Raw genomic sequence first — 18,485 nt, forward strand, 5'->3', positions numbered from 1 at the left:
TCAGACGGCCTTCTTGACGGATGGCTTGTCGGCCGCCTTCTCCGGCGGCCGAGCGAGCTGGTCGCCATAGGGCGGCAGGAACGGCTTGGCGACGCGGTCGGCCATCTCGACCTCACGCGACCCGGCCTCGTGCCACGTGCCAGCGTAGAAGCCAGAAACCTTGACGATAACCTTCATGTCGTTTTCCTTCAGTTTGGATCGGGATCGGCGCCGACGACAGGCTCGTGAGACACGATCACCCCGTTTCCGTCGGCCACGACCCACGAGTCGCCTTTGCGAATCTTCGCGGCCTTGTCGGAGGCAACGAACCGGGCATCCTTGAATTTGCCGCGGACGAACGTATCGCCCATTTCAAAACGGGCATCGCCCCTGACGATGACCAGCTCCGGACCGTCATGCGGGCGCGGGTTTTTGTCGGACGGCGTCGACATCTCGATGATGCCGTCCGTCAGGTCCCCGCTTTCCGAGACGACATCGACCTGCTCGCCCACGGTCGGCGGAATGTGTGTTTTGATGCCTCCGGCGGCGATCTCCTGCCAGGGCACCCATGGCGAAAGATACGGCTTCGGCTTTTCCGAGAATTTGACCCGTGCCAGGCCCTTGGCGTGATCGACTTCGGTAACGACCCCGGTGCGACGCCGGTTCCGATTGCGTCGCTCGAGATCCGCGATCCGCCGCCCCAGCTCGACGACGTGATCAACGATGCTGCTGGACACGGTTCAGCCCTCGATCGAGACCGACGCGATATTGGGCTCCGTCGCCTCAGCCGCGGGCACCGCGCTATCGAACAGCGCCCGCACCTCTTCCAGCGTCATGCCGAACCGTCGCCGCGCGCCTCGCTATTCAAGGTCGCGTCCGGGTCGCCGAGCAGCGCCAGCATCGCGGCGCGCTTCTTGACGGTGACCGGATCGGTCGAGGTCGCGAGCTTGTCGAAGAATTTCTGCCAGATCGACGTCGCCGCCACCGGCTCGCCGTAGACCGGATCGGGCAACAGATCGACGGTGATGATGATCTGATGTGCGGCGATGCGCACGCCATGGGTCGCGTCAGCGGTGCGGCGGCGCTCGATCCTGGCGACACCAGAGGACAAACCACGCCAGATTTCCGCCCAGGCATTGCCGGGATCGGTCAGCGCGTTGACCACCTGCCGCGCCGTGCATTCGAGAAAGAATTCGAATGCGGGATCGGTCGGCGGGATCTGAAGCCCGACGATCGACGACTCGCCGGTCTCGGCATTGGTCTCGACCATCGCGGCGGTAATGCCGATTTCGATAACCAGCTCGGTTGGCCCGGACCTGTGCAGCGCGCGGATATCTGCGCCGCCTTCGAGCTTCGCTCCCTCGACGTAGACCGAGATGAACGGCTTTTCCTGGTCGGTGCGCAGGTTGCCATCGGCGCCGACGTCAAGCGCGCCGATCTCGCTGTCCAGCACGTTGCCGCCAACCAGCGTGTTGCCCTTCAGCGCCTCGATCGCCGCCATGCGCAATGCGGTCCGCCCGAGCATCAGACTTCACCCAATGTCAGCACGATCAGGTTGGAATAGCGATCCGACACCGCCAAGACCTCGAACCATGGCAGGCCGGTCCGATCATTCGCCCGCACCTTGTCCCCTTGCCGCGGCATTGAGCCGGTGTATGTCGAGCGATCGATGAGAAGCTCGGACTGCGACGCAGATAGCCGCGTGCGCATCCCGGTGCCGGCCGCGAAGCTGTCATCGCCACCCGAGTGCAGGATGGCGACGATGTTGATCAGAGGTCGGGCTGGATCGGCTGTCCCATTTTTCAGGAACGACAGACGGACAGATTCACCGAAGCGGCGTGCTTCGATGCGGTCCACCCGCGCTTCCAAATCCTGCCACCGGACCACCTGTCACGCTCCTTAGATCGACAGCCGCACGGTGCCGGTCGCCGATGGATTGGCGGCGGCGGCAACGGCATGACCGATCAAGGTGTTGCTCGTCGAGGTAGTCGTGACCTCGCTATTCGTAGCGTCCCAATAGACGGCGGCGCCAACGGTCCATGCCTGGGCGCTGGTCTTCGGCAGGGTGAACACGCCCTTGGTCGAAATCTCGACATCCTCGCCGCTCTTGGCGTCGAAGTTGGCAACGCCGAACAACTTGCCGACGAGCACGACGGCGCCCGAAACCACATCGGCGGGTGCCGGAACGGTGATTGTATCACCGGGCTGAATGAAGTTCTTGGCCATGGTGGCCTCCTATAATTTCAGGGAACGGCGAGGAAGGTCCGGCGCTGTTACGCGCCGGGGTTTTTGTAGCCGAAGCGGAAGTCGGTCGCGCCGCAGCCGAAGTCGTGCTCGACCGACATCGCAAAGCCCTGCTGGCCGAACGGCTCGTCCATGCGAACGCGAGGAGCCTCGTAGCCTTCCAGATAGCCCCAGCGATAATTCGAGCCGGCCGCCGGGTCGGTCAGCAGATGCCAGGCGTTGCCCGACAGCTGCGAGCTTTCCAGCGGCTCCAGCCGGCCGGAGAAGATGTTGACGTTGGAGACCGTGGCCGGCGTGATCGAGGCCAGCAGCTTTTCGGCATCGGTCAGCTTGTCGGGACCAACGAGCAGGATCTTCGGCGAATTCGCCAGCAGAGGGTTGCCTTCGGTGCTCTTTTGCTTGGACATGGCCGCTCGCGCCTTGCCGACGTTGTCGACATCGATCCCGGTGCCCGCCGCAGCAAGGTTGGCGTGATCGGCGTGGAACACGGTCTTCCCATCGGCCAGCTTGCTGTTGAACGCGGTGGAGTAGAATGTGACCTCTTCGAACAGCGCGACAGACGAGCCATAGCTCGACAGCAACTCGGAGATTGCACCGAGATCGTCGTTGATCAGCATTTGCCGGGTAACGCGCAGAGCGATGGCGTAGCTGAATGCCTGCACCTGCTCCTTGCCTTCGACGAAGCTGCCGTACTTGATCTCGCCGCTTTGCAGCACCTTCTGCAGCATCGGGAAGTCGCCGATCTTCACGGTCGTGTCCGGCCGGAAGTCACGGAAATTCCGCTTGCGGGCAAAACGCCGGAACGTCGGCTGTGCCAGGGCAAAGCGCTGTTCCAGGGTGCGGTTGATGGCGCCCTCGAAGATAATCGGGAAGTCGGACGTGGTGTGCGATGCACGGGTGAAGATATCGTCGATCTGGCGGGCATTGAGCATGCGGCCACCGCGGAAGTTCACGCTGTCGGCGGCGAGATCGACCAGGCCGCGCCCCATATATTGGCGCGCGCCCTCGCTCGGGCCGGCCTGCGGAAGCGGAGCGCCGAGGCCATAGGCCAGCGCCTCGATCATCAGGCCGCGGCGCGTTTCCGATTCCTCGGTCCCTACGTGCGCCCGGACATTGCTGTCGGTCGGGGTTGCGGCTTCCCTGCTGACCATGTGGTCGAGCAGCGCAGTGCGGAATGCATCCACGGCAGTGCCGGAGCGGACGTGCTGCTCGCCCAGGTCGACCGCCGCGGCGCGACGCGCAAGATCGGTGATCGTGGAAACGCGTTCGCGCTCGGCACGCACAGCGGCATCGGCCGCTTCCGTCGGGGACGGCGCCTGGCGCTGCTGGACTGGAGCAGGAGCCGGATCAGGCCGCTGACGCGTTTCGATGGTCGCGGGGTCATCTCCCGCTACGACAGTGGTGCTCTCGGGCATGGAAGCCTCCTTGTTCGAGCGGGTTGAAACGAAAACGCATGGGAACTGCTCGGCCTTGTCGGCACTGCGAAAGCCGGATCCGGGGTCGGCGGGTATGGGAACAGCGGATATTTCCAAAGGCTCCCAATCGACCACGCGCCAATCTTCGTCGGCGCCCTCGCCGTTATCGGTCTTCTCGACTTTGTGGATCGCGTAGCCGACACTGATGTTTCGAATGTTGCCATCGCGAATCTTGATCACCGTGTCGGCGTCACCTGGCGCATTCGAAAGCCGGACCCGAGCAAGACCCTTGCCGCCTTCGATCTTCGCAGAGCCCGGCACTACGTTTCCGATCACCGATCGCAGTGACCAATCGTCATGTGTGTCGAGCAGCGGCGCTCCGGCATTGAGGCGATCCAGCAGGACGGCGCCCTGCCGCAGATCCAGAATCTCGTTGTAATAGACGCCGGTGCGCCAATCCCGGCGGCGAACGGACGCGCCGGTCGTCCATACGACCTCTTGCCTTGCGGCGAAGGCGTAGACCGTACAGTCGAGCGCCTCGGCGAGTCGGCCTGTGATGCGTTCAAAACGGCGTGTCGGTTGGCCGCGGTTGTACTTGATGACGACACGCTCCGAGGCGAGCTGCTCGTACCAATCGACCGGCAAGTCCATCGAGAACCGGATCATGTTCGAGCGCCTCAGACGCGAATAGATCGTACCCTTGATGCCGTCGATGCCGACGATCCAGAGCGAGCCGCCCTTCGTCTTCGACTTCGATTTTTCGATCCACGGCCGCGTCCCTTGAACACCCTTGATTGCCAGCACCTTCCTGCGGAAGCGCGGGAAGGCAAACCGGTAGACCGTCTCCATGGTCACGCCGTCCGAACTGTCGACGCAGGCCGCGTCGATCCCGATCTTGCCGCCAAACGGGTGATCCCATTTTGTTGCAAGAACCGCATCGAGTTCGGCCCAGGTCGTGTCGTCATCCCACATGCCCCAGATGACGGTGTGGCCGAGGATGTAAGCGTTGCCCGCCTCATCCCAGCCGATGAAGGTAACCTCCAGTCGATCCTTGCGCTGCACGTCGACGCCGGCGGTGATGACCATCACCAGATCGGGGATGCCCGTGGTGCCGGCTTCTTCGTTGGCAACCAGACTGAACGGCTCCGCTCGGGTTGAGAGTTCTGCTTCGTCGAGTTCCTCGCCCTCCTCACGCCAACCCTCGGCCAGCACGGTGTTGACGAAGGGCTGCAAGGTAGCCGGATCATTTTTATCCTGGACGAAGCGCGCCGCCAGCGCACCCCATGCCACATTCGACAGCGGCGAGATCAGCGCATTCAGCTTGAAACCGGCGTGGCCTTTAACCTCCGGCGCCAATGCCCGCCAGCGCCCGGCGGCAACCATCGCGGCCTTGTGTTTTTCCCCGATCTCAACACCGCAGCCAGGACAGCACCACGCCGCTTTGTCCGGCTCGTTTTCCGGCCAGTGGATGTCCTTCCACTGGATTTCGTGAAACTCATCGCACTCCGGACATCGCACCTCGTAGATGCGCTGATCCGATTTTGCGTAAGCCGCAAGAACGTAGCTCGTCTCCATGAAGCGCGGCGTCGACCCCATGATGATCTTGCGATCCGGGAAAGAGATCGTGCGGTCTTCAGCGAGAACGACCGGCGAGCCGTCCGCCGTCGGCTCCATCGCATCGGCTTCGTCGATGAAAAGCACCCGAACGTTGTGCCGACGCAGATTGCGCGGCGCTTTCGCCGCGACCACCTTTAACGAGCCGCCGGGAAATCTCCGCGACACCAGCGTGTTGCGGCCGGCCTCATCCAGATCGCCCGAGAGCAGATTGCTGATCGACGGCGACGCCGCGAAAATCGGCTCGACGTCGGAAACCATATAATCGCGGCAGTCCGATTCCGTTGGCAGCAGCGAAAGGATCGGCGCCGGATCGTTGGCGCAGAACCCGGCCATGGCGCCGGTGAGCAGCGTCGTGAATCCGACGCGCACCGGCTTGACCAGCGTGACCCGCTCGATCGTGGGGTCGCCGATGGCGTCAGCAATCTCGCGCTGAAACGGGTAGAGACGAACCTTCCCGGCTAGAGCAGCGACATCGGAAGGCAGAACAAGCTCACGCTCAATCCATTCCGACAGCTTCATCCTCGGAGGCGGGACCATGCTGCCCCACGCCGCCGAGATCAGTTTCGCGATCGCCGTCATCGGTTCCTAATTCTGAAAGCGCGTCGCGAACCTCACGGTCGATGACACCTGCGTCGTAGGCTGTGAGATGCGGCAGCGATTGGCGAACACGGGACGGCACCGCCAGCATGGCGTTTCGAACACGCCGACACACGGTCGTCCAGCCGCGCTCTACCTCGACCGCCGGGACCATTTCATCGCGCTGAACTGCATTCTTGAGCGCCTGACCGTCGGCCTGCTCCTTCGCAAGCCGCGCACGCTCCGCCGTCAGATCAAGGACACCGTCCTCACCACCGCGCCCCGCCGCAACGCCGCGCAGATGCGCCGTGTAAAGCTGGACGCTCTCGGTGAGCAGATAGCGCCCGCGGCCCGACTTCTTGGCGATCCCGCGGTCGTACAACTCGCGGACGGAACGGTCAGAAATCCCAAATAATTCAGCCAGTTCCTTCGCTGAAACCTCGCCTTTCAACGACTGAGTTTTGACCATTTCGAACGCTCAATCGACGACCCAAAATAGACCGTCGAAATTCCCCTTATTTATCAATGGCGGCGGAGCCCCATTAGGATTTTTTGCATAGGCTGAAATCCCGCAGGTACCCGTCCCCGCTAACCCCACCGGACCCAGGAAGGACCCAACCGGGGGGCACCATTGCCCATCAGCAACGATGTTGCCGATCCATCACGTCATCCGAGCAGCTTGTGGATCGCGGCCTCGACGCTGCTTCAGCAGCGGTCCGGCAATGCGTTCGAATGCGGCCTTGGTCGCGCCCGTCGTCATCTCGGTCGGAATGAACATTCCTGATCTCGCCTGCGTGATCCTGGTGCCTGACGTGTTGAGCCGTCGATAGACATGACCGTTGAACTTCTCGACCACCTTGCGGTGGGGAAACCGACCACCCTTCATGAAGGTGCCGGGAAAGAGCTGGCGCTTGCCCCAAGGCTTTGCCGTCACACCGGGCCGCGTTTCGCGCGGTGCGAGGAATTTTAGGCGAATGTTTCCGCCGCGCGTGACCATCTCGTAGGACAGCCGGCGGGCATGCGCCCTACCCGGATCGCCGACCGCATTTACGATCGTCTTGCGCGGCAACCCGGTCTGGCGCGTCAGGTTGCGAATGACCTGCGTCTTGGCGCGGTCGCCGACCTGGTTGACGATGCGCGGTAACACCTTCGGAAACCGCGTGTTGAGATCGACCAGCTTCTTGCCGAAGTGCTTCAGGTTTTGGTCAGCCCAACGGACCTTAACGACACTGGCGGTCATCGGACGCAATCACCATTACAGATCGGCTGCTCTACCTGTTGAGCTATTCGGCCCATTTACGATTTCTTTTGCTGCGGCGGGGTGGAACCGAAGCAAGCCAAAACGGTTTCCAGATTCCCGCTGACCATTGCGGCACCTACAACTTTAACAGGCGGAGATTGCGGAAATGGATAGCGCGAGTATTGGTTGGATCGGGGCCGTTATAATTGGCGGCTTGGCTGGTTGGATCGCTTCTAACTTCATGAAGAGCGATACGGGCATCCTTATGAATGTCCTTCTCGGCATCGTTGGCGCTGCCATCGCCAGCGGATTGTTAGGCTTGGTCGGCGTTTCGTTTGGCGGATGGCTCGGCTATCTCATTGCCGGCTTTATCGGAGCGTGCATTCTTATCGGGGGCGCAAGGGTCATCCGCGCTTAGAATTAAGTAGCTCCGTTTAGCGATATCGTGGACGATTCGAGACGCCGATGGTCAGAACGCATGCCATCGCAGAGATCGAGGCCCGGATGAGAATCATTCGGGGCAATATCCGGCAATTGATCGAGCACGCCGCAGCGGCGTCGGGGGCTGAAATCGACGCCTTGGTGTCGGACAGGATTGCTCAACAATCGGAAGAACTGGAACTGTTGGCCAGCAAACGGGACGCGCTTGCAAAGAAAAAGGACTGACGGAACTGGAGCCCAGCCGGAATTGCAACCGGCGGCTTGGCGTGGCGAGATTCCTCAACGAGGTGGAAACTGGTCGTAGCTTCACGCTACCGCTTTGCCGGCCGCTAACTTAGCTTCTTTCCCGGTTCGCGCGACGGACTGCTCGCCGGCCTTTTCGGCCTCCGCACGGAGTTCACACTTCTCGCGGATATCTTCGAGCTCTTCATCGGTCAAATGCTCAATGCCTACAAACGAATTATGAGCCTTACTTACCCGGATAAGCTCATCGAGCTTCACCTGGATGGCTGCACCATCACGGTTTTGAGAATTCTGAATCAAGAACACCATGAGAAAAGTCACGATGGTGGTGCCCGTGTTAATCACGAGTTGCCACGTATCTGAGAACTTGAATATCGGCCCCGTCACAGCCCAGACTACTACAACAGCAGCCGCGATCATGAACGTTGAGGCCCGTCCGGCCGCCCATGACGCCCGATTTGCAATATTGCCGAAAATCTTGGCCGCACGGCCAGATTGCTTTGGTTGGCGCTCGTCGTTACTCAACATCGCATCCGATCCGTGCGGTGAATTGGGATGTTTCAACCGCCGCAGAACTATTAGGTTCCAGCTAAAACGTGAAATGAAGTTCACCGGTGATGATCAGTGTATTCCGATGGCGCTAAACTAGCGGCGTCGGCGCTTACGCTGCTCAACGCAGTGGGTAAGGAATTCCGGGCATAGTTATCCATTGTGGCAACACCGTTTTGTTGCCCAGCGGGAAGGATGAACCACGTCGCTGTTGGAGCGACACAATGACCACGATTTGCCTTGCTGTATATTCGTAACACTACGGTACCGTAAAACTACGCAACCTTGCGCGCTTACTTGGACGGGGCTTGCGGCTTTTCCTACGCGAGCCACGGCTCGGGCTCGATATGCAATCTTCGAACCGATTGTGAGCGCCGGCGGCATGACCAATCACCAAACTGGCCATGTCATCATTCGAAATGCGCATCGCACGACCTCCGTTCGCCAGAACGCCGATAACGCCATCAATGTCCTGCACCGGAGACCAATCATCCTGGCTGGCCCGAAAGAATACATAGCCAGGCACAGCCGGCCGCTCGGCAACTGACAATTTGCCACCCGCGATCCACGACCGCACAAAGGTCGGCAGGAACGCGCCACGGTCCATCTCTTCGATCTTGGCCCGGACCAAGTGCTCGCGCCCGGTAAATGTCCGACACGCACCCCAATATCGCTCAGCCATGAGCTTTAGCCTCTTCGTTTGAAAGTAAGGTTCGGACCAGTTCAACCGCGTTTCGAACGCCCATCTTCCGGAATATCTCAGCCCGGTGAGCTTCTACGGTCCTATGACTGATGCCGAGACGCGCCGAGATTGCTTTGCTGGAAAGCCCGAGCGCGATCAGGTCGCAAACGCTCTGTTGCTTCTCAGTCAGAGCACAATTCTGCACGCTCATGCCGCCATCCGCTCACCATCACCCGGGTCGTCCGGGTCATCATCATCGTCGGGATCACAGGAAACGACGACGCGCGAACCGGAATAATCCTGCCGCCACACCTCCGCGGCTTCGATAGCTTCTCGCCAGTCATGGCCCGACCAAACGCAGATTTCACCACCGTCTGGCTCGGCCAGCACAACGACAAGGGATCGCTCCCGATTGAGAGGCTCCCCCGGCGGATGCACCCATGCCCGCGTCACCTGAATAACGATCTGACGACGTGGAAAAAGAACGATATTATTCATGCGCGCACCGCCTTCATGCATCCGTAGGCGCAATCAACACAGGAGACGTCGATGGGAGCAATAGGTCGATGGGTCACGCCACCCACTCCTCGTTCGCGAACTTGATGCCGTCGAAGTGCTTGTCGCAGATGACCTCCCAATAGATGGAGTTGTTTGGGCTATTGCGGGTGGCGATATCCACCACGCGCATCGCGTCATCGGAACTAAGTCCGTTTCGCGCCATGATTTTCCCAATCTCTCGAACACCGTTGCAAAGCGCATTTCGTATGGGGTTGGCCATAAAACAGTGGCCGGTGTCGATGTATTCCTCGAAGGTTGGCAGATTCATCGCGCCGCTGAACCTGGCGGGCAGATCGACCTTCATCGATGGTTGGGCATCGTGACGCTCAATCGCAGCCAGAAGGGCTGCAAGGGCGTTTCCCAAACGAGCCTCGTAATCGTTCATGGCAAACCTCATTCGCTGATCAATTCCATCTCGGGGATGTATTGAAAGATCGTGCGGCCACGCCGGCCAGTTGGCCGATGCCGAATTTTCCCGACTTCAACGGTCAACTGCTGGTTCTGATGATCGCTCTCGATCTTGATTCCGTAATCCGCCTTGTTAACCCAATGAGAACTGTCCGCCGCGTCGTAGAGCGAAAGCGACCCAGCACCTTTCAGACCGCCTTCCTTCGTCGGGTGGATGACGACGATCACCAGCACGTTGTTTACCCGCGCGAACCGTTTCAGCTTCTTGATGGCGCGGCCGACGTATTCCGTCAGGCTTTCATCTCGCCGTCGGTGGTGTTCCAGTTCATTCCATGGATCGATGATCAGAACATTGAGACCAAAGCGGATCACGGCATCGCTGGCGCGGTCGAGAACCCAATCGATGGTCGGATCTTCAGCGTCATCATCGATCTCACAGCTCATGAACATGAAGCGTTGCTCGATGAACTGATCTGCCGCCTTGAGACGAGGGTCGAGCGGATGTACCTCGGATGCTGGCTGTCCGAGGTATGCGTTACGAAGCAATTTCTGCATGTAAGGCTTGACCTTCATTTCGAAGGTCGCGATCCCGATATTCCAGCCATGAACGCGGGCTATGTTGGCGGCAAGCTGAGTCGTCCAGGTAGACTTACCCGACCCCGGAATACCAAGGACCGTCATAAACAGCCCCAGTTCCATCATCAGTCCCGCCATACCCTCCTGCACCGGCAGGTCGAGCCGACCCCAACCAGTCGTTACCGGTTGCATTGCCGGCGGGTCGGGAAATTCACTCATCCGATAGATGCCCTTCACCGGATACGGTGTGGCATTGGCGATCATATCGACGACTGTCGATGCGCCGTGACGGATCAACACCTCGTTTGCGTCGGGCTTCCTGTCGCCGCAGTCCGGATAACTCACGAATGAGCAGCGGACGCGGCCCAGCCGTCGCGCAAGCTCATCTCGCAAGCGATGACCTGGGCCGTCGTCATCCGTCATCAGGATAAACCGCTTGATCTTCTTCAAACGCTCCCAGTTGTTGACGAGGAAGCGATACTTGTCGTCGTTATTCGGGTCGACGTCGTCCGCGGTCTCAGGCACCGGTGGGAGCTTATTGCCGTGGGCATCCTTGTCCGGCGGCGCTCCATCCGGGACCGATACCGCAAACGGATAACCCGCCGAGAGCACCGCAAGACAATCCGGCTCGCCCTCGGTGATGACGAGCGCGGCCGAGCCATCGGAGAGTTTCGGATCATCGAGAACGTCGGCGTTGTAGAATGTTCGCCGTCCGTTGGCGCGCTGCCATATGACTTTTGAGCCGTCCGGCCTTGGTTTTCCGCGATACTTGGCAGCAATCTCGGTTTCGTTTTCGAGATAGGGAAAGACAAGGATGTCGCCGCTCGGATCTGGAATGACCGCGCCGCTATCGCCAGTGGCGTCGCGCTTCGCGCTGTAGATCCCCATACGAGACACGATCTCCAGATCGATCGCCCGCGCCGCGAACCATTCCTCCGCCCTTCGACTGAGCGTCATAGCTTTTGCCGCCTTTCCAGCTGCAGTTCTTGCAATTGAAGAAAACACCCTCGCCGTCGATCAGCACCGACAGGCAAGGGTCGCGCTTGTGTTTGCGCAGATGAGAACAGTTCGGGCAGACGGTTTTCTGATTGCCGTGCCGCTCGGTGCGAAGCCGGATGCCGAACTCGCGCAGGATGTCGGACGCCGTTCTCAAATCTGCGGCCTCCCGTTCGGAGCGCCGCTACGGGGCTGACTGAACTGCCGCGCGCGCCGCAACCAGTTTTGCCCGGCCGCCGCCCAATCCGCGAAAACGCTGCCCTTCGCCTGATGGTGCCCGGTGAAGCCTTCGAACTCGTCAGCGATAATCTGATCGGGAAGCTGCTTGGTGCGCCCGTAGTCGCAAAACGCCGCCTTGAGCGCCGCGAACTCGGGACTGGCACGATCCGGCATCGGCGCCGTCGCCGGCTTGCTCCGCTTGGGCTTCGAAGCCTCGGCTCGGGCGGGGCGCTCCGCAGGAGCGCCTCTAGCTATATTTACTCCCTTACCCTTACCATTACCATTACCCTTATCTTTCTCTTGCGATCCCACGAGGATGATTTCTGGATTCCCACCGGGACTGTCGGCGGGAGTCCCACCGGGATCATTTTTTGTCCCACCGGGATCGCATCGGGATGCAACAACAAACTTCTTCGAAAGCGTTCGGGATTGAGGATTGAGCGCCGACAGCAGTCCTGCTGCATGCGAGATTGCGTTATCGATCAGGGTGCTATCGAATGTCGTCCCCCACCGCTTGGCGTTGCCGGCCTCACTCGATTTGCGTTTCCCGAGCTTTTCTATCCAAGCAATCAGTGCCTTGTCCGCGACCACCGGATGATACAGACGCCCGTCCGAACATTTGATCCAGCCGCGGAGCGCAACGTCTCGCACCTTGTGCCAGCCACGAACGTCGCGGCCAAATTCTGCCAGGCGCGCCAGCGCGGCATCGTCATCCGGAATGCTGGCTGCCGGCACCTGATGAAAGCTCTTGAGCCAGAGGATCATCCCTGCGCGCCACTCCGCGTCCGTCGCAAGCGAGTGAAACTGCGAACCAAAAAGCCGCGTGATTTCGATCGGCATGTACTGAAAATCGCGCAGGTCGAGGTCCGGCGGCGTCAGGGGCTCGGTCAAAGCGAGGCCTCCCGCACTGATGAGTGGTTGCTACCGGCCGGCTCGAACTCGGCTAGCCACCGCGACCAGGCGCGCCCTGCCGCCACGCCATCGGTGATGTCCTGGCTAATGAAGATCGACCCGCGCTCACTCATCGAATACTCCCGACGTGTCCATGCACGGACCGTCTGACGTCTCGGTCCTCAACGAATTCCGCCAAGAACGCTGACCATGCGCGCCCGGCGGCGATACCGTCGTCGATGTTCAGTGTTTCGAGCGCTTTCGCGCGCGCGGCCAACCACTCCGACCAAAGCCGTTCCACGCGTGTCTCGAGACGCTTCACTTGCTCTGCAACGAGCATCATGGCGTTTCTCCGGTAATCGTCGGGTCGATCCAGAGCGCGAGCGCTTCAGCCCAGCGCCCGCCTTTGGCTCCGAAGCGTATCAATCGCCTCGCGATGGAACGTCGGATCGCTGCGCTCCAGGAGCGTTTCGAGCCTTGAGATTCGGTTTCGTAGTTCGGCGAGTTCATCAACAGCAGCCTTGGTTTCCGCCTTTCGGTCGACCAGCGACCGGAGTTGTTCGATTTCACCTGCTCGCAGCTTGACCCGAGGATCGCGGTACCAAATGTCCCGAACACGGGAGGGCTTCCAGTCCGCAAGCCTTCGGCGCACGCGGCGCAGAACGGCTTTCATGCTTTCATCTGCGCGGCGGTTGCCTGCCAATTCACGCAGCAGGTCCGCCGCCTCGTCCAATGATGCCGTACTCATGGCTTCCGACTGATTTTCCCGGATTTCCGACACTACCCGTGCTCCTTTGATGGAGCAGGAGCGGCGCCGGTCTACGCGGTTACGCTACTGAACAAGCAGCCGCCGTCGACGCAGAACCACGGCGGCGGCTGGATACAAAAATGGAAAATGAAAAACGGGTTTGCCTGTCACAGGAAAGGAAGGAATTGATGCTGGCGAAGATCACTGCGCGACCCCCGCTTCCCGCTTCCGTCCGCAACCGCGCGGTTCGCCGGTTTCGCGAATGGGATGAGTCGATGATCCGCCGCTATGGGCCGCTGTATCATCGGAAGATGGGATACACGGTGCATTGATGGATGCCGCCATCATGCCGCCTCTCCAGTCTTGGAGGGGCGCTGGCCGGGGCCGGGAGCCGCCGATATGATTGAGTTTTTTTGGGGCCGGGCTAGATGGCAGAGATCGCGATAATCATTTCCGCGCTGAGCGCGTTGGCATCCATTGCGAGTGCAATCATTGCCTACCGCGTCCTTGCCAGACAGGCTCAGGCCGAGATGCCGGCTGTAGAGGTGGTGGTTCGCGGCGAGCGTTCTGTCTGTTTCGTGGACGTGACGATGACCAACCGTTCGCCGTGCGGATGGGGCGCCGAGCAGGCAACGGCACGCCTTCCACTCGGAGCAAAACTCATAAGCGAGTTCGATATGCCGAAGGTCGACGACGGCTACGGCAACTCGGGAACCGACGTTGCGGCGATCGGGAATGTCACCCTTGCGCGACGCGCGAAGATGTACCTGCGAGTCGCTCCGGCGGGAAAGGAAGCGCGAGGACTGATGAATGGGTCTGGAGATCGTCATTCCGAAACCCTCTTGGTCTCGCTGCCGCGCTGGGCGTTTCCCAAGAGGCTGTCCATCCGCTTAAGCCTCGCCTCAAGCGAGGCGGACCAGCGGAGAACGACGATAGATATCGTCAGGGAGCTTCCGGCCGCGACCAAGGCCGCAAAGGATTGAAGCAACTCGGTCATGCCGCTTCCCCTGTCTTGGAGGGAGCGGGGCGGAGAACGCTAGACGGCCAGACGGCTCCGGTTGGCCAGTTGTCGGAGAACCACTGCATCGTCTTTTCAAGACGACGAACCTGAATGTCCCTGCCCTGCTCGATCGCCGGAAGCTTTTTGGTGTCACCCAGCGCACGCCAGCTCACCGTCGAAAGATCAAGGTCTTCTGCACAGGCGTAAGCGCGAGCTACGGAAAGGAGATGGTCGATGCTGCTCATATTGAGCACAATCGGTAATTTTACTGCTTACGTCAAGAGTAATCTTACCGGTTTGTTGTTGAGCGTTGACCGGTCAAATTACCGGTGATGGATGACCTCAAAACGATCGTCGCCCGCATTGAAGCTAGGCTGGAAGAAATGGGGACCAACCCCGCCGCAGCATCACGGGCGGCTGGCTTAAGTCCGGGCGCGATCCGCAATCTCCAGCGGGGCGCAAAGGGCGAAATCAAACTGAAGGGGGCTTCCGGTAAGACGCTGTCGGCCTTGGCGGAATACCTACAGGTCCCGCTTGATTGGCTTATGAGTGGGTCTGGCGAGCCAGGGAAACCTCAGGTTATTCGGCCTGCCGGCCCCGAACGGTCAACCGTCGTTGACGCCCCGAACGCCCCTCGCCTTTCCGAGTTCGGCGATTTTGACGTCGAAGTCCGCGGCATAAGCGTCGGCGGGGGCGATGATGAGTTTTACTTCAATGGCGACGTGATCGACCATCTTCGGCGGCCACCGGGGATTCTGCGGGCGAAAAATGTTTTTGCCCTCAATGTCGCGGGCGATAGCATGATGCCGAGATACGAGCCGGGAGAGCCGATCTATGTGCAGCGGGCGAACCCTGTCATCGGCGACTATGTTGTGGTGGAACTGTACCCGGAAATAGAAGGTCAGGCCGGCAAGAGCTTTTTGAAGAAACTAGTTCGTCGCACCGGGCGGCGCGTGACGTGCAGCCAGCTAAACCCGCCGAAAGAGTTGGAATTCGATACCGGGGAAGTGAAGGAAATCTACCGGGTGCTGAAGCCGCGGGATTTGCTGGGGTGAAGTCGGCAGGCGCCGGATGATGATAGATGAAGCTGCGGCGCAGGGGGATTTAATGGATGAGGACGGCAGCCAAAGAGAAAGTCGAAGCGATTCAAACCCGCTCCACGACTTGAACCTTGACACCGCGATCAGGCTTCGTTGGGTGCTGCGGGACATTCGTGCGGGGCGCGTAAAGCTGACGGCACCGGCTAGCGACGATCTGGCTCTGCTCGGACAGCGCGGTTTGATCACGATGGATAACGGCCAGCCGATCCTGACAGACGCGGCGAATTCGGTAATTCGATAGCTCACATAGAAAACCCCGCCGGAGCGGGATTCTGTGCTGAGCCGCGGCCAACCCAGATCAATCTCATCAGCTATCCGGAACCGCCCCTCGACCCGGGAAGCGATGAATGCGGAACGGCTTTCCGCCACATGCGTTTTGCTGAGGTCTGTCAACAATGTCTGAACGCGATTTGGAGAACGATCATGCGAAATAATCTGATTCCCGCCGTCGCTTTGGTCGTGATCGGATTCACTGTTCCCGCGTCGGCAGCCGACATCGGCTACGTTCAGGAACCGGTGTCCGAGATCTACACCCGGGCTGGACCGCTGCCGCTTCAGGCGGCAGTCGATATCGCCAACGGGATCGGGCTGGTTTCCGTGTCAAACACGAACAAATGGGGCAACGAGTGGCAGGTCGAGGGCTATGACATTGCCGGAAGCTATATGGAAGTCGATGTTGATGCGCGCACCGGCGCGATCGTAAACGTCGATAGGTGACGTCGGTCGCAAGCGCCCAAGTCAGGCCGACGAGACGGCCGATATCGATCGATGGGCAAAGTCGAAAGAGCTGTAGCTCCCGGAATAGAAAACCCCGCCGGAGCGGGGTTATTTGGCACTGAGCTTTTATACTTAGCGTCAAGCAAAAGTTCATTACTTAATCGCCCGCAGTTCTCCGCCGATTTTCGGTCTGACTTCCGGACCAGCTAGATTCCAAATAAGGCCTTCCAACTCATCCAATGGGAGATTTAGGCTAAGAGCGATGTCATTTTTCGTGGTTCGCTCGGACCAAAGTTGCGATAGAACTTTCTTCCAAATGATTGAGGTTTCGCGCTCAATTCCAACTGGCTCGCCTAGCCGATAGCCCCTCTTACCGAGTTCAATACACGTCGATTTGTAGTGCCACTCGGAGAGAAGACCGAGCTTGTTTAAACGATAAGCGAACGCCATCGCTGACACGCGCCAGCGGGCTTTATCGGTCAAAACCGTTTCGATAGTCGGCCGCCGCACCCTTGCCTTAACGTCCTTTGCGGGCATCAAAAATGCTGACGCAAAAGCGTTAGCCTCCCTTTCTGCTGAACGCGTCTCCTTTGGGTCGCCGTGCTTATGCAAAACGAGATGGCCAAGCTCGTGAGCCGAGTCGTAGATGCTGCTTTCGGCGGTTTTGAAGTTGTTCAAGAAGACAAACGGCTTATCGTCTCTCCAGAAGGAAAACGCATTCACCGAAGCCGTATCTTCCGAAAGAGAGAAAAGGCGCACACCTTGGGTTTCCAGCAATGCCAACATGTTACCAATTGGTCGCTCGCCTAATCCCCAATACTGTCTGAGAGAGATAGCCGCAGCTTCTGGGTTTGTTTCATAGCTAAGGTCCAGCAAATTCGGCTTTGGCAGGCTAAATTTCGCCTCAACCCAGAAACTCAACTGCAACCCAAGCGAACCAGCCGAGATCGCCGCATCTCGCTCCCGCGCGCTCATTTTGGAAAAGCTGCGGAAACTGACGGCACCCGTATCTATGTCTTCCGGATCGGCGTCCATGAAAAACGCAACAGGGAAACCAAGAGCTTTAGAGAGCTTTTCAATTGTCGTTTCGTCAGGCGCATTACTGCCCGCCTCAAGCCGCGAAATCGTATCCGCGGCCAGCCCGGTTTCTTCAGCAAGCGCTCTAGCGGTCTTGCGCCGTCGCATCCGCGCAAGGCTAAGCCTTCGTGGGTTAAACATGTCGACTTCTACTTACTTACGCGCGATCTGTGGCTCAAACTCAATGGCGGTATCGGTTGTATCTTCGAGCGGTTTGCCGCTGTCATCGTCCACACCATTTGAGAGAAAAATCCGTTCCAACGGATCGGTGAAGGTTCCGCCTTTTACGATCGGTCTGGTCAATTCCGCCGCGCCGCATTCATCGACCATCAAATAATAGAACTGCCACTCTCCCGTCGGCTTAGGCGCGATTTGAGGGAGATCATCGAAGAGACTGCCGCTGGTTGCGCGCTCCACGCCAGCACCTTTCTTGGTCCGTGGCTGAGGAATATGAAACTCATCGCACGCCAAATCGACGTTACAGAACGCCACCTTTATCTTGGCCTTATCGTTCCGGATTGCTTCGACGCCTTCGGAACGGTCAACGACCCAATCCGGGCCAGCGAACTGATCACGCAAGGCCCATGTGCCGTGATGGTACGAGAAGGTCCCAGCGGCGTTGGCAGCATGAAATGGCGTGGCGTTTGCAGCCTCATTGACAGCAACGTCGCGGATTTGCAGCAGCTTCGAGTGAACGAGCGTCATCGCGTTGAGCCGCCGGTCTACATCCCACGGCTCTTTCAGCAAGGTGGTATGAACAAATTCCATGAATCATCTCAATGTCGATTTTCTTTACCTACTTGTAGGGATAAAAAATCGACATTACAAGCAGGGTCGCTACTTTCCCTACCGTTTCGAAGCCGCTTTCTTTGCGATTTCTTTCCGGCGCTTGGCAGTCACGCCTTCAGCCCGCGCCTTGCCGCCCATGCGATCTAGCGCAACCGCGGCGGCATCCTTACCACCTTCGATGGCGAGGTCTTCGCCTCGGAACCCTTCCCCACCCCGCGCATTACCTGAACGGACGGTCTAGCAACCGTTCCCCCAAGGACTCCGACCCGTCGGTGATCCCCCTCGCTGGCGGGTCTCTTTGCTTCGGAACCTCTTGCCACCCCAGCGCATTATCCGGCTTGGCGGTCTTTTGGACGGCTACCGTCCAAAGCCCAACTCGGCCCGCTTCCTCGCCCGTAGCGGGCCATCCTTTTGCCAGGA

Annotated in this window: 27 protein-coding genes; 7 read left to right on the forward strand and 20 right to left on the reverse strand. The window is 59.6% G+C overall.

Features of this window, described 5'->3' with window-relative positions; genetic code table 11:
* From NHAM_RS26880 to NHAM_RS17135, 8 genes are all read right to left on the reverse strand, one after another.
* On the reverse strand, positions 1–177 hold the full coding sequence (locus NHAM_RS26880) for a hypothetical protein (RefSeq protein ID WP_157043666.1): 177 nt from the start codon (positions 175–177) through the stop codon (positions 1–3).
* Between the two features lie 11 nt (positions 178–188).
* Positions 189–716: a phage baseplate assembly protein V gene (locus tag NHAM_RS24120; protein ID WP_011511718.1), complete on the reverse strand. Its 528-nt coding sequence runs from the start codon at positions 714–716 to the stop codon at positions 189–191.
* A 95-nt stretch (positions 717–811) separates the two neighbouring features.
* Positions 812–1,504: a hypothetical protein gene (locus NHAM_RS17110; RefSeq protein ID WP_011511719.1), complete on the reverse strand. Its 693-nt coding sequence runs from the start codon at positions 1,502–1,504 to the stop codon at positions 812–814.
* Positions 1,504–1,866, reverse strand: a complete 363-nt coding sequence (locus NHAM_RS17115; protein ID WP_011511720.1) for a hypothetical protein — start codon at positions 1,864–1,866, stop codon at positions 1,504–1,506. Before NHAM_RS17115 ends, NHAM_RS17110 begins: the two co-directional genes overlap by 1 nt.
* A 12-nt stretch (positions 1,867–1,878) precedes the next feature.
* A complete protein-coding gene (locus NHAM_RS17120) occupies positions 1,879–2,205 on the reverse strand; it encodes a DUF2190 family protein (protein WP_011511721.1) in 327 nt (108 codons plus the stop codon).
* Between the two features lie 47 nt (positions 2,206–2,252).
* Positions 2,253–5,834 (reverse strand): prohead protease/major capsid protein fusion protein, encoded by a 3,582-nt coding sequence (locus NHAM_RS29075; RefSeq protein ID WP_081435028.1) that lies wholly within the window; start codon positions 5,832–5,834, stop codon positions 2,253–2,255.
* A complete protein-coding gene (locus NHAM_RS17130; protein ID WP_011511723.1) occupies positions 5,752–6,300 on the reverse strand; it encodes a terminase small subunit in 549 nt (182 codons plus the stop codon). The genes NHAM_RS29075 and NHAM_RS17130 overlap by 83 nt, the downstream gene beginning before the upstream one ends.
* Before the next feature lie 192 nt (positions 6,301–6,492).
* Entirely contained in the window at positions 6,493–7,071 is a 579-nt protein-coding gene (locus tag NHAM_RS17135; protein ID WP_011511724.1) for a hypothetical protein, read from the reverse strand.
* Between the two features lie 166 nt (positions 7,072–7,237).
* On the opposite strand from NHAM_RS17135, the gene NHAM_RS17140 reads away from it, so the two are divergent.
* Both NHAM_RS17140 and NHAM_RS17145 read left to right on the forward strand, forming a co-directional pair.
* On the forward strand, positions 7,238–7,489 hold the full coding sequence (locus tag NHAM_RS17140) for a GlsB/YeaQ/YmgE family stress response membrane protein (RefSeq protein WP_011511725.1): 252 nt from the start codon (positions 7,238–7,240) through the stop codon (positions 7,487–7,489).
* Between the two features lie 86 nt (positions 7,490–7,575).
* A complete protein-coding gene (locus NHAM_RS17145; protein ID WP_347336416.1) occupies positions 7,576–7,737 on the forward strand; it encodes a hypothetical protein in 162 nt (53 codons plus the stop codon).
* An 81-nt stretch (positions 7,738–7,818) separates the two neighbouring features.
* Here the strand turns inward: NHAM_RS17145 and NHAM_RS17150 are convergent, their stop codons facing one another.
* The 9 genes from NHAM_RS17150 to NHAM_RS17185 all read right to left on the reverse strand — a co-directional run bounded on the left by NHAM_RS17150 (position 7,819) and on the right by NHAM_RS17185 (position 13,367).
* Entirely contained in the window at positions 7,819–8,283 is a 465-nt protein-coding gene (locus NHAM_RS17150) for a low affinity iron permease family protein (RefSeq protein WP_011511727.1), read from the reverse strand.
* Between the two features lie 280 nt (positions 8,284–8,563).
* Positions 8,564–8,986: a transcription termination/antitermination protein NusG gene (gene nusG / locus NHAM_RS25190; RefSeq protein ID WP_011511728.1), complete on the reverse strand. Its 423-nt coding sequence runs from the start codon at positions 8,984–8,986 to the stop codon at positions 8,564–8,566.
* Positions 8,979–9,197 (reverse strand): LuxR C-terminal-related transcriptional regulator, encoded by a 219-nt coding sequence (locus NHAM_RS17155; RefSeq protein ID WP_041358294.1) that lies wholly within the window; start codon positions 9,195–9,197, stop codon positions 8,979–8,981. Before NHAM_RS17155 ends, nusG begins: the two co-directional genes overlap by 8 nt.
* Positions 9,194–9,484, reverse strand: a complete 291-nt coding sequence (locus NHAM_RS17160; RefSeq protein ID WP_157043667.1) for a hypothetical protein — start codon at positions 9,482–9,484, stop codon at positions 9,194–9,196. The genes NHAM_RS17155 and NHAM_RS17160 overlap by 4 nt, the downstream gene beginning before the upstream one ends.
* 73 nt (positions 9,485–9,557) lie before the next feature.
* Entirely contained in the window at positions 9,558–9,929 is a 372-nt protein-coding gene (locus tag NHAM_RS17165; RefSeq protein WP_011511730.1) for a hypothetical protein, read from the reverse strand.
* Positions 9,930–9,937: 8 nt separating this feature from the next.
* Complete coding sequence (locus NHAM_RS17170) at positions 9,938–11,485, reverse strand: AAA family ATPase (RefSeq protein WP_011511731.1); 1,548 nt, start codon at positions 11,483–11,485, stop codon at positions 9,938–9,940.
* A gap of 192 nt (positions 11,486–11,677) precedes the next feature.
* Positions 11,678–12,634, reverse strand: a complete 957-nt coding sequence (locus NHAM_RS24125) for a DUF1376 domain-containing protein (RefSeq protein WP_011511732.1) — start codon at positions 12,632–12,634, stop codon at positions 11,678–11,680.
* 130 nt (positions 12,635–12,764) lie between these two features.
* Complete coding sequence (locus NHAM_RS17180) at positions 12,765–12,977, reverse strand: hypothetical protein (RefSeq protein ID WP_041358296.1); 213 nt, start codon at positions 12,975–12,977, stop codon at positions 12,765–12,767.
* A 45-nt stretch (positions 12,978–13,022) separates the two neighbouring features.
* Positions 13,023–13,367 carry a hypothetical protein gene (locus NHAM_RS17185; protein ID WP_198136951.1) on the reverse strand — a complete coding sequence of 115 codons (345 nt, stop codon included), beginning with the start codon at positions 13,365–13,367 and terminating at the stop codon, positions 13,023–13,025.
* Positions 13,368–13,570: 203 nt separating this feature from the next.
* On the opposite strand from NHAM_RS17185, the gene NHAM_RS17190 reads away from it, so the two are divergent.
* Positions 13,571–13,714, forward strand: coding sequence for a hypothetical protein (locus NHAM_RS17190; protein ID WP_157043668.1), 144 nt, complete (start codon positions 13,571–13,573; stop codon positions 13,712–13,714).
* Positions 13,715–13,810: 96 nt separating this feature from the next.
* Positions 13,811–14,365, forward strand: a complete 555-nt coding sequence (locus NHAM_RS17195; protein ID WP_011511734.1) for a hypothetical protein — start codon at positions 13,811–13,813, stop codon at positions 14,363–14,365.
* A gap of 10 nt (positions 14,366–14,375) precedes the next feature.
* Here NHAM_RS17195 and NHAM_RS17200 read toward each other — a convergent pair whose 3' ends face one another.
* Complete coding sequence (locus NHAM_RS17200; protein ID WP_041358299.1) at positions 14,376–14,627, reverse strand: hypothetical protein; 252 nt, start codon at positions 14,625–14,627, stop codon at positions 14,376–14,378.
* Between the two features lie 87 nt (positions 14,628–14,714).
* Between NHAM_RS17200 and NHAM_RS24130 the strand changes: the two genes are divergently transcribed.
* The 3 genes from NHAM_RS24130 to NHAM_RS17215 all read left to right on the forward strand — a co-directional run bounded on the left by NHAM_RS24130 (position 14,715) and on the right by NHAM_RS17215 (position 16,199).
* On the forward strand, positions 14,715–15,437 hold the full coding sequence (locus tag NHAM_RS24130; protein WP_011511736.1) for an XRE family transcriptional regulator: 723 nt from the start codon (positions 14,715–14,717) through the stop codon (positions 15,435–15,437).
* A 16-nt stretch (positions 15,438–15,453) separates the two neighbouring features.
* Positions 15,454–15,723, forward strand: coding sequence for a hypothetical protein (locus NHAM_RS17210; protein WP_011511737.1), 270 nt, complete (start codon positions 15,454–15,456; stop codon positions 15,721–15,723).
* Between the two features lie 182 nt (positions 15,724–15,905).
* Entirely contained in the window at positions 15,906–16,199 is a 294-nt protein-coding gene (locus NHAM_RS17215) for a hypothetical protein (protein WP_011511738.1), read from the forward strand.
* A gap of 153 nt (positions 16,200–16,352) precedes the next feature.
* On the opposite strand, the gene NHAM_RS17220 is transcribed toward NHAM_RS17215, so the two are convergent.
* Both NHAM_RS17220 and NHAM_RS17225 read right to left on the reverse strand, forming a co-directional pair.
* Positions 16,353–17,417: a helix-turn-helix domain-containing protein gene (locus tag NHAM_RS17220; RefSeq protein ID WP_011511739.1), complete on the reverse strand. Its 1,065-nt coding sequence runs from the start codon at positions 17,415–17,417 to the stop codon at positions 16,353–16,355.
* A 12-nt stretch (positions 17,418–17,429) separates the two neighbouring features.
* Positions 17,430–18,044, reverse strand: a complete 615-nt coding sequence (locus NHAM_RS17225; RefSeq protein ID WP_011511740.1) for a hypothetical protein — start codon at positions 18,042–18,044, stop codon at positions 17,430–17,432.
* Positions 18,045–18,485 lie beyond the last annotated feature (441 nt).

The organism is Nitrobacter hamburgensis X14 (assembly GCF_000013885.1).
In the GTDB taxonomy this organism is placed as follows: Bacteria; Pseudomonadota; Alphaproteobacteria; order Rhizobiales; family Xanthobacteraceae; genus Nitrobacter; species Nitrobacter hamburgensis.

Coding starts and splice junctions, on each gene's coding strand:
- NHAM_RS17195 (WP_011511734.1), top strand. CDS start 13,811: ATGGCAGAGATCGCGATAATCATTTCCGCGCTGAGCGCGTTGGCATCC.
- NHAM_RS17165 (WP_011511730.1), bottom strand. CDS start 9,929: ATGAACGATTACGAGGCTCGTTTGGGAAACGCCCTTGCAGCCCTTCTG.
- NHAM_RS17110 (WP_011511719.1), bottom strand. CDS start 1,504: ATGCTCGGGCGGACCGCATTGCGCATGGCGGCGATCGAGGCGCTGAAG.
- NHAM_RS17135 (WP_011511724.1), bottom strand. CDS start 7,071: ATGACCGCCAGTGTCGTTAAGGTCCGTTGGGCTGACCAAAACCTGAAG.
- NHAM_RS17170 (WP_011511731.1), bottom strand. CDS start 11,485: ATGACGCTCAGTCGAAGGGCGGAGGAATGGTTCGCGGCGCGGGCGATC.
- NHAM_RS17225 (WP_011511740.1), bottom strand. CDS start 18,044: ATGGAATTTGTTCATACCACCTTGCTGAAAGAGCCGTGGGATGTAGAC.
- NHAM_RS17180 (WP_041358296.1), bottom strand. CDS start 12,977: ATGATGCTCGTTGCAGAGCAAGTGAAGCGTCTCGAGACACGCGTGGAA.
- NHAM_RS17160 (WP_157043667.1), bottom strand. CDS start 9,484: ATGAATAATATCGTTCTTTTTCCACGTCGTCAGATCGTTATTCAGGTG.
- NHAM_RS17150 (WP_011511727.1), bottom strand. CDS start 8,283: ATGTTGAGTAACGACGAGCGCCAACCAAAGCAATCTGGCCGTGCGGCC.
- NHAM_RS17215 (WP_011511738.1), top strand. CDS start 15,906: ATGCGAAATAATCTGATTCCCGCCGTCGCTTTGGTCGTGATCGGATTC.
- NHAM_RS17155 (WP_041358294.1), bottom strand. CDS start 9,197: ATGAGCGTGCAGAATTGTGCTCTGACTGAGAAGCAACAGAGCGTTTGC.
- NHAM_RS29075 (WP_081435028.1), bottom strand. CDS start 5,834: ATGACGGCGATCGCGAAACTGATCTCGGCGGCGTGGGGCAGCATGGTC.
- NHAM_RS17120 (WP_011511721.1), bottom strand. CDS start 2,205: ATGGCCAAGAACTTCATTCAGCCCGGTGATACAATCACCGTTCCGGCA.
- NHAM_RS17210 (WP_011511737.1), top strand. CDS start 15,454: ATGATGATAGATGAAGCTGCGGCGCAGGGGGATTTAATGGATGAGGAC.
- NHAM_RS24130 (WP_011511736.1), top strand. CDS start 14,715: ATGGATGACCTCAAAACGATCGTCGCCCGCATTGAAGCTAGGCTGGAA.
- NHAM_RS17140 (WP_011511725.1), top strand. CDS start 7,238: ATGGATAGCGCGAGTATTGGTTGGATCGGGGCCGTTATAATTGGCGGC.
- NHAM_RS26880 (WP_157043666.1), bottom strand. CDS start 177: ATGAAGGTTATCGTCAAGGTTTCTGGCTTCTACGCTGGCACGTGGCAC.
- NHAM_RS17130 (WP_011511723.1), bottom strand. CDS start 6,300: ATGGTCAAAACTCAGTCGTTGAAAGGCGAGGTTTCAGCGAAGGAACTG.
- NHAM_RS17145 (WP_347336416.1), top strand. CDS start 7,576: ATGAGAATCATTCGGGGCAATATCCGGCAATTGATCGAGCACGCCGCA.
- NHAM_RS17200 (WP_041358299.1), bottom strand. CDS start 14,627: ATGAGCAGCATCGACCATCTCCTTTCCGTAGCTCGCGCTTACGCCTGT.
- nusG (WP_011511728.1), bottom strand. CDS start 8,986: ATGGCTGAGCGATATTGGGGTGCGTGTCGGACATTTACCGGGCGCGAG.
- NHAM_RS17190 (WP_157043668.1), top strand. CDS start 13,571: ATGCTGGCGAAGATCACTGCGCGACCCCCGCTTCCCGCTTCCGTCCGC.
- NHAM_RS17220 (WP_011511739.1), bottom strand. CDS start 17,417: ATGTTTAACCCACGAAGGCTTAGCCTTGCGCGGATGCGACGGCGCAAG.